Origin of the sequence: Parafrankia sp. Ea1.12 (assembly GCF_900465275.1) — a bacterium.
In the GTDB taxonomy this organism is placed as follows: domain Bacteria; phylum Actinomycetota; class Actinomycetes; order Frankiales; family Frankiaceae; genus Parafrankia; species Parafrankia soli.
Window position 1 is genome coordinate 24,687 of record NZ_UBIZ01000094.1, and the last position, 8,614, is coordinate 33,300.

Consider the following 8,614-nt stretch of genomic DNA (forward strand, 5'->3'; position numbering starts at 1 on the left):
TCGCCCGTCCACCAGCCGGAGCCCGGGCTGCAGACTCCGGGCCACCGAAGCACCGTACCCACGGACATCACAACAACGAGGTGAGACATGGACACAGGTCGGTATCGAGTCGCGCAGTGGGCCACGGGCCACACCGGGATGAGTTCACTGCGATCCGTGATCGAGCACCCAAGGTTCGACCTCGTCGGCGTGTACGTGTACTCGGACGCGAAAGTCGGCCGTGACGCCGGCGAGTTATGCGGCGTGGAACCGACCGGCATCACCACGACCAGGGACATCGAGGAGATCCTCGCCGCCCGGCCGGACTGCGTCATGTACATGCCGCTGCTCGATCACGAGTCGATCGACGACATGTGCCGGTTACTGGCGTCGGACGCGAACATCGTGACCACCATCACCACCTTTCACCACCCCGGCAGCGTGGACCCGGTGGTCCGGGCCCGGATCGAGAAGGCGTGCGAGCAGGGCGGCACGTCGCTCTACGACACCGGATCATGCCCGGGGTTCATCACCGAGGTCCTCCCGCTGGCGCTGACACTGATGGAGCGCCGTCTCGACCGCTTCACGATCGACCAGTTCGCCGACCTCTCGACCCGCAGGTCCCCGGAGTTCCTCGGAAAGTTCTTCGGGATCTACCCGGACGGCGCGGACCTCAAGGACGGCGCGGACCGGACGGCGAGTACCGACGGGGCGTCCCTGCGGCAGATCGCCGATGCGATGTCGGTCCCTCTCGACGACCTGACGGCGACGTCGAAGGTCGCGGTGGCGGTGAACACCGTGGAGATCGGCGTCATGACGATCAGGGCCGGGACGGTCGGGGCCTGGCGGCAGCGGATCGTCGGGTACCACCAGGGGAAACCGCTGCTCGAGTACTCACGAACCATGTACGTGACGAAGGACCTGGAACCGGCCTGGGACGTGCTTGACACCGGATGGCACATCACCGTCCGGGGCGATGCTCCGATGGACCTCGACCTCCGCTTCGCGACGGAGAGCTACGGCTGGTACTCCCCCGGTATCAACGCCAACCTCCCCGTGAATAGCGTGCCCGCGGTGTGCGCGGCACCGCCGGGCATCCTCACCACCGCGGACCTGCGGCTGATCCCCAGTTTCGGCTGATCCCCGGCGTTGGCGGCGGGGTCACGCGTCGGCGGAGGCCGGCGGGCGGCGGCGGGGCACGAACGTGGTGATGGCCAGGGCGAGCAGGGCCGCGGCACCGCCGATGACCATGGCCACCCGCAGGCCGTTCTGCCCGGGGACGGTGGCGCCGGCGACTGTGATGGTGATGCCGGCCAGTACGGCTCCCCCGACCGCGCTGGCAATGGCGGCACCGACGGTCCGCATGAGGCTGTTGAGACTGTTGGCGGCGCCGGTCTCGGAGATCGGGACCGCCGCCATGATGAGCGCCGGCATGGCGCCGTAGGCGAGCCCGATCCCGGCGCCGATGACGGTGGTGACCATCATGAGCTGCCAGATGGCGGACATCAGCCCGACACCCAGGCCGTAGCCGGCGGCGATCACGACGGCGCCGGCCATCAGGGTCGTCTTCGGCCCCCTGGCGGCGGAGATGCGCGCGGACAGCGGGGAGACGGCCATCATCACCAGACCCGTGGGCGTCAGGACCAGGCCGGTGACCAGCAGTGACTTCCCCAGTCCGTAGCCGGTGGCGGTGGGCAGCTGCAGTACCTGGGGCTGCACCAGCCGGACCGGCATGGTGGCCACCCCGAACATGACCGAGGCGAGGTTGGTGACCAGCACCTGACGTCGCGCGCTGGTGCGCAGGTCGACCAGCGGCTGCCGCGCGCGCAGCTCCCAGCGCCCCCACGCCACCAGGACCGCGACACCCACGACGGACAGGCCGAGGGTGCGACCGCTGGCCCAGCCCCAGTCGGCCCCCTGGGAGATCGCCAGCAGCAGGCACACAAGCACGGTCGACAGCCCGGCCGCGCCGACCAGGTCGACGCGCCCGCCGGTGCGGGCCTGGGATTCCGGGACCAGCCGCAGCACGAGTGCCGTGGCGAGGACACCCAGCCCCGCCGAGATCCAGAACAGCAGGTGCCAGCTGGCGTGGTCGGCGATCAGGGCCGCCGTGGGCAGTCCCACCGCGCCGCCGACGCCGAGCGAGGAGCTCATCGTCGCGGTCGCCGAACCGAGGCGCTCGGGTGGCAGCTCGTCGCGCATGATGCTGATCCCCAGCGGGATGACTCCGGCAGACAGGCCCTGGAGTGTCCGCCCGACGACCAGCGGGATCAGGGTGGTGGACAGCCCGGCGACGGCCGAGCCGACCACCAGCAGGCCGAGGCTGGCCAGCAGCATGCGCCGCTTGCCGTACATGTCCCCGAGCCGGCCCGCCACCGGGGTGGCGACGGCGGAGGCGAGCAGCGTCGCGGTGATCGCCCACACCGTCCCGGACGCCGATGCGTGCACCAGCCCGGGCAGCTCGGGAAGCAGCGGGATCACCAGGCTCTGCATCGACGCGACCACGATCCCGGCGAACGCCAGAACCGCCACGACGGCACCCGGCCGCGGTCCCGTGGCGACGACGACGGCGTCATCGGCAGCTGTGTCAGCGGCGTCGGCAGCAGCGTCGGCGGAACTGGCAAGATCGGCGGGTCCGGTGAGGGGGTGGGACACAGACGAGCCTCCGGCCAGGAGAGCGACGTAAGATCAATTAATTCACACGTTTTATCGGATTAAATCAGATGACTAAATTCGCCGGCGCGAACGGCAGATCGATCATGTCGCCACGGCCGGTTCGCGGGAGGTGCCGACGATGACGGGTAGGGCGGTGCGGCCGGAGCGGGGCAGCGCGACCCGCGAGATGATCCTGAACACCGCAGAGCGGCTGTTCGCCGAGCGTGGAGTGCACGCGGTGTCCAACCGCCAGGTCAGCGAGGCCGCGGGGCAGAGCAACAACGCCGTGGTCAGCTACCACTTCGGCACGAAGGCCGACCTGGTGCGCGCGATCGCCCGCCGGCACTCCGACCAGATGGAGCAGGTCCGGGTGAACCTTGTCGCCGAGGCCGCCGGCTCCGGCGACCTCCGCGACTGGGTGGCCTGCCTGGTTCGGCCGTTCACCGAGCACCTGGCCGCCCTGGGCAGCCCCACCTGGTACGCACGATTCCGCGCCCAGGTCGTGAGCGACCCCGCCCTTCGCAGGATCACCGTCGAGGAATCGCTCAAATCCGCCTCGCTGCGCCTGCTCCTGGTAGGCCTGAACCAGTGTCTGCCCGACCTGTCGGCCGACATCCGCGCCGTTCGGTGGGTCATGGCACGTCACCTGATCGCGCAGATGTGCGTCGAACGTGAACGCGCCCTCGCCGAGGGCACCCCGACCCTCGAGCCGAGCTGGGACGCCCTCGCCGCCAGTCTGATCGACGCGCTCGTCGGCCTGTGGCAGGCCCCGGTGACGCCGGTCCCGCCAAAGGAAAACGCAGCCGACAAGACAAAGCGGTAGTGACGGCCGGCGCACTGAACTGCCGCCGGGAGCGAAGTCAGGTGGCCACGATCGTTGCCGCGAGTGCCGCCCGATGGTCCGTGGAGCAGGTGCGGGCCGCCCTCGTGGTGGATCGGCACCGTCGGCAGGCCGGGCTCGATCCACTCGATCCGTTCCCGGCGGCATCGGGGTCGTCGGTTTCGGTGGGCAGACGGGTCATACTGGCCCCAGCGTAAGGATGTTCCAGCCATCGCACTACCGCGGACGGGGCCGGGGTTTCCGGGATGCGACCAATGGCGGGAACTGCCGCGGAGTGGGCGGCGGCTCAGGTCGCGGGGGTGCGCGATCACCCTGGCAAGGGCTGCCTCAGGGGATGAACGCTTCACTGCTTATGAGGGCCGGCGTGGCAGGGGTCCGTGTCGAATTACGGCCGTTCTCAGTCGCTTGTTCTGATCGGGAACTGTGGTCCTTCGCCTCGTTCGAAACCCTGGAGATTGGCGATCGTGACCTCAGCGATCCGCGTCAGCGCATCGGTGGTGAAGAAACCCTGATGCCCTGTCACCAGGACGTTCGGGAACGTCAGTAGCCGCGCGAAAAGATCGTCGTCGAACGCCCCTCGTTCCGACCTGTCCTCGAAGAAGAGGGCGTTCTCCTCCTCGTAGACATCGATTCCGAGATAGCCGACAATCCCGCTCTTGAGGCCGGAGACCACGGCGACTGTGTCCAGAAGACCGCCACGACTCGTGTTCACGAGCATCACACCGCGCTTCATCCGAGCCAGCGCATCGGCATCGATGATGTGGTGTGTAAGCGGGGTCAACGGGCAGTGCAGTGATATGATGTCCGACTCGTCGAGAAGCTGGTTCAGTGCGACGTATCCGACGCCGAGTCGTTCGCATTCCGGGTTACGTCTGACATCATATGCGATCACTCGACATCCGAATCCCGTCATGATCCGCGCGAAGACGGTGCCGATCGCCCCAGTGCCGACCACTCCTACGGTGCGTCCGTGGAGGTCGAAACCAAGTAGGCCGGTGAGAGCGAAGTTGTAATCACGCACCCGGTTGTAGGCCCGGCACACATGGCGGTTCAGGGCCAGGATCAAGGCGACTGCGTGCTCGGCGACTGCATGCGGACTGTAGGCCGGCACGTGGGCGACGACAATACCGAGCGAACGAGCACAAGCAAGGTCGACATTGTCATACCCAGCCGAGCGCAGCACCACCAGTCGGATGCCGTCCGCGGCGAGCCTGGTCAGCACGCCGGCCGACACCTCATCCTCAACGAACACGCAGACCGCGTCATGTCCCTGCGCTAGACCCGCAGTCTGTTCGGTCAACCGGTGCTCAAAAAAATTGAGCTCCAGGCTACCGGTCTGAGCGCCACTCAGGAAGCGGCGGTCATAGTCCTTCGACGAGAAGACCACGACCCGCACGTTTCGTCCCCGTTCTTTCGTCATGCGTCTGTGTCTTTCCGAGCAATACCGACGCAGAGACGGCGGCAGCACACGACCTGGCCACGATCATCCTTGCTGGGCGTCATTTTACCCGATGTCATTACTCACGGCGCCCATCTCCCAGGCCTGCCCGGCGTGTCGGCCGGAAAGCATGCAGGTGATGCGCTGGCCCCTGAGACCGCCAGGCATAGCGGGACGCGGTTGAGCGCCCTGGTCGACCCTGACCAACCGGCGGTCCCCGGCGACGGGCTCCCCTACGCACAACTGGCCCGCGAATGCGACGGTGACGGCCACGGCCAGCCGAGGCAGGAGCGATGCCGAGAGGCATCCACGGATTGTGACCGACCCTCCAGATCCTCGACGACGATGCCGACCAGTCGTCAGCGAGGCTGGAAGTGCCTCCGGTGGGCTTCGGCCCAGGAGCGGAACGGCCGGGCCGGATGACCGGTGATCCGTTCGACCGTGTTGTTCACGGGGGCTGTCAGGCCGACGCTCGCCGCGGCCACGTCGAGCAGGGTCTCCAGGATCGGGCGGGGGATGCCGCCGTCCTCGCGTTCCAGCGCCTGCTCACGGGTCAGATCGTCCACGGGGATCTCGACGCCGAGGACATCGCCGATGACCGCGACCGTGTCCCGTAGCCGAAGCGACCGCGGGCCGGTGAGGATCTGCATCCGAGACCGGTGGGTGCCGCGGGTGAGCAGGTCGGCGGCGACCTCCGCGATGTCGTCGGGATGGATCGGTGTGAAGGAGGCGTCCCCGAAGGCCATCGCGACCCGCCCGGTCGTCCGGATCTGGTCGGCCCAGTCCCGCCGGGCATTGGTGGCGAGCCAGCTCGGGTAAAGCACGGTGTGCGCGATCCCGGACTCGGCGACGGCCCGCTCGACCGCGCGGTGCACCAACCCGATGGGCTGGTCGAACTCCCCGACCTCATAGGCCGCCGGCGAGGACAGCAGCACCAGATAGCGCACGCCGACCTTCGCGGCCATCTCCAGGAACGCATCGACCGAGCCGATGACCGGATAGAGGAAAACGGCGTCGACGTCGCGCAGCGCGTCCGCTCCGGCGACGCCCGGGTCGGTGAGGTCGAGCTCGACCGGCTCGGCTCCGCCAGGCAGCCGTAGGGTCGTGCTGTCGCGGGCCGACCCGCGGACCGGATGACCGGCGGCGTCCAGTCTGGCTGTCAGGCGTGACCCGATGTTGCCGCGGGCGCCGGTGACAAGAATGGCCATGACACTCCTGCGGTGAGGTCAGAGGTACACATTACATTTGCTAGCAAAGCATCTTTCATGGCAAAGCTAACTACGCGAGGGAGGGGCGTGTCAACCAACCCCGGGCACGGCGACGAGGTCGACGTAGACGAGGCCGTCCGAGCACTCCTGCTACTGATGCCGCAGCTGATCGGACGGATCAAGCGGACACCGCCGCCGGACGAGCTGGCCGGGCTGGCCCTCGGCCCCCGGCACCTGTCGCTGCTGTCCTACCTGCTCTTCGACGGCCCCATGACCGTGAACGCCCTGGCCACACGGTTGGAGGTGGCACCAACGACAGTCAGCCTCATGATTGCCGACCTCAGCCGCGGCGGGGTCGTGGAACGCCACGAGGATCCCGACGACCGGCGGCGCCGCATCGTGAGCATCGCCGACGCCAGCCGCCCGGCGATCGAGGGATGGCTCGGTCCGGGCGCCGCCGCCTGGCGCGAAGCCCTCCAACCGCTGACCCCGGCCGAGCGCAGCCTGTTCGTCGAGACCCTGCGCGTCTATGAACGCGCCTCCGGCAGGCGAGCCTCACCGGCCAGCTGAGCTGGAACCATCAATCGACGGGGGCTCGAGGTGACGATCGAGACGCTGGTGGCCGAGGGTGACAGATTCGAGGATGGCCGTGTCGTGCTGCGGATCTCCGTCACACGCGAGGGCTCGGGCGCCGTCTTCGATGATCCGTCGCACGCGGTGCGATGCTACGCGTACGGGTTCGACCCTCGCGTCCACCGCGACCCGCCCGACCACATCGACTGCCCCGACCTTCCCGCGCTCGTCCTTCCCGAGCCGTCGCCCGCCCCTTCGCTCCCGCTCGGCACCCTGGAAATCCTGGCCAGGACGCTCGAGAAGATCCCCGCGCAGCAGCGGCTGGACGACACCGCGGTGCGCCTCGCGGTCGAGAAGTCGTTCTCGGACACCGACGTTCGCGTCGAGGTGGCGCGACCCGAGGGCAGCACCCCGACGTCACCGCTCGGCATCGCACTCGCCGCCGGCAAGGACGACTGCGCGCTCGGACGGGTGGCCGTGGACCAGAACGCCTCCGTCACGGTCTGGTACGTCCCGCGTGTACTCGCGCAGCCAGGCGAGCTGGGCCGCCACGCTGCCGATGGCGCACTCGAACCGGGTCAGCGGCCACCGCACTGACCTGGTCACCCCCGTCCCCGCGATGAAGAGCACGTACAGCCACAGGAGAAACCCGAAGAACAGCAGCATCGTCCAGAAGGCCGACAGAAGTGGGTAATCCATGACGGAGCCCCTTTATGTACGTCAACAGCGATTTGTCAACGACGTCTCGTTGGAGACCTATCTGAACCTCGCGCAACCACACGGTTCGCTCGTCGGCCTGCCGTACTGATCCGTCCGGACCGCGCGGCCTCGGCGAGCGCCGCGAAATCACGTTCGTTCTGGTCCGCATAGGCCTCGGCGAACCGGACGATCGCCCGGTCGAAGGCGTCTCCGGCGCCGAGGTAGGCCCCGATCGCCACACGGTCACCTGAGCGGGCGTGGGCCCGGGCGAGGGTCGCCCCGCACAGCCGCGCGAACAGGGCGAGGCCCTCGGGGTCCATGCGTTCGGGGAGCGCGACGCCCTTCCAGTCCTGCAACTGGCGGATGTAGAAGTCACGGCACTGCCCGTCGATGCCGCCCACCCGCTGCCAGCCCAGAAAGATGTCCCCGGCAGCCTGCATCAGACGTTGCCCGGCGACGACCCGCTCCCCCTGGTTGCCATACCGACTGCCGGGCAGATGATCAGCCAGGACCGACGCCTGCGCCTCCTTGACCTGCAACAGCAGCGGGTCGTCACGGTCACGGCCCAGCAGCAGCGCCACCCAGCAGCGGGTACCCACACTGCCGACACCGACGACCTTGCGCGCGACGTCGACGAGCCGATACTGGGCGAGCAACGAACGCCGGTCATCCGCCAGGGTGGCGCCGTACCGGTCGATGACGGTCGTGAGCTGACCTGTCAACAGGTCATGCTCGGCCCCGCGGAGCAGCTCACGGACCGGGACGAGCAGCGGCGGGTCGGAGACGAAACGAGGCTGGCCCTCGGTCACCTCGGTCAGCCGGGCGAACGCCCGCCGCCGGTCACGGGACCGGGCACTGATCGCCGCACGGGACAGACGCCGGGAGTACCGCCGACCCAACACGCCCGCGAACCGACCCTGCAGCTGATCCACGTCGACGTGGGCGTACCAGACATCGAGGTTGGTCATGGCCGCGAACCGGCGCATCCAGGCCCGGTACGCACCGATCGCCGCGATGACGGCCGCCTGTCGGCCCGCCGGCGCGAACCCGTTGCCACGGCCGGCGATGACCAGGCTCGCGGCCAGCCGTTTCACGTCCCACTCCCACGGGCCGGGAAGCGTCTCGTCGAAGTCGTTGATGTCGAACACCAGGTGACGCTCAGGCGACGCGAGCAGACGGAAGTTGAGCAGGTGCGCGTCGCCGCAGAGCTGGACGTCGATC

8 protein-coding genes are annotated in these 8,614 nt (G+C 68.5%); 4 read left to right on the forward strand and 4 right to left on the reverse strand.

The genetic code is table 11. The features are described from left to right. The first annotated feature begins 138 nt into the window (after positions 1–138). Positions 139–1,119, forward strand: a complete 981-nt coding sequence (locus tag FMEAI12_RS01895; protein ID WP_235013595.1) for a dihydrodipicolinate reductase — start codon at positions 139–141, stop codon at positions 1,117–1,119. 21 nt (positions 1,120–1,140) lie between these two features. Here the strand turns inward: FMEAI12_RS01895 and FMEAI12_RS01900 are convergent, their stop codons facing one another. Next, positions 1,141–2,511, reverse strand: a complete 1,371-nt coding sequence (locus FMEAI12_RS01900) for an MFS transporter (RefSeq protein WP_112104770.1) — start codon at positions 2,509–2,511, stop codon at positions 1,141–1,143. Positions 2,512–2,773: 262 nt separating this feature from the next. On the opposite strand from FMEAI12_RS01900, the gene FMEAI12_RS01905 reads away from it, so the two are divergent. Then, positions 2,774–3,457, forward strand: coding sequence for a TetR/AcrR family transcriptional regulator (locus tag FMEAI12_RS01905; RefSeq protein ID WP_112104771.1), 684 nt, complete (start codon positions 2,774–2,776; stop codon positions 3,455–3,457). Positions 3,458–3,872: 415 nt separating this feature from the next. Here FMEAI12_RS01905 and FMEAI12_RS01910 read toward each other — a convergent pair whose 3' ends face one another. Together FMEAI12_RS01910 and FMEAI12_RS01920 are read right to left on the reverse strand one after the other, a co-directional pair. Beyond that, positions 3,873–4,871, reverse strand: a complete 999-nt coding sequence (locus FMEAI12_RS01910; protein ID WP_112104764.1) for a 2-hydroxyacid dehydrogenase — start codon at positions 4,869–4,871, stop codon at positions 3,873–3,875. Between the two features lie 401 nt (positions 4,872–5,272). Then, complete coding sequence (locus FMEAI12_RS01920) at positions 5,273–6,121, reverse strand: NAD(P)H-binding protein (RefSeq protein ID WP_112104766.1); 849 nt, start codon at positions 6,119–6,121, stop codon at positions 5,273–5,275. 87 nt (positions 6,122–6,208) lie between these two features. On the opposite strand from FMEAI12_RS01920, the gene FMEAI12_RS01925 reads away from it, so the two are divergent. Together FMEAI12_RS01925 and FMEAI12_RS36450 are read left to right on the forward strand one after the other, a co-directional pair. Continuing rightward, positions 6,209–6,691, forward strand: coding sequence for a MarR family winged helix-turn-helix transcriptional regulator (locus FMEAI12_RS01925; protein WP_200835146.1), 483 nt, complete (start codon positions 6,209–6,211; stop codon positions 6,689–6,691). 30 nt (positions 6,692–6,721) lie between these two features. Continuing rightward, positions 6,722–7,291 (forward strand): hypothetical protein, encoded by a 570-nt coding sequence (locus tag FMEAI12_RS36450; RefSeq protein ID WP_160144222.1) that lies wholly within the window; start codon positions 6,722–6,724, stop codon positions 7,289–7,291. A 137-nt stretch (positions 7,292–7,428) separates the two neighbouring features. Here the strand turns inward: FMEAI12_RS36450 and FMEAI12_RS01940 are convergent. Further along, on the reverse strand, positions 7,429–8,614 hold a 1,186-nt coding region (locus FMEAI12_RS01940), incomplete at its 5' end, for a DUF2252 domain-containing protein (protein WP_146776603.1).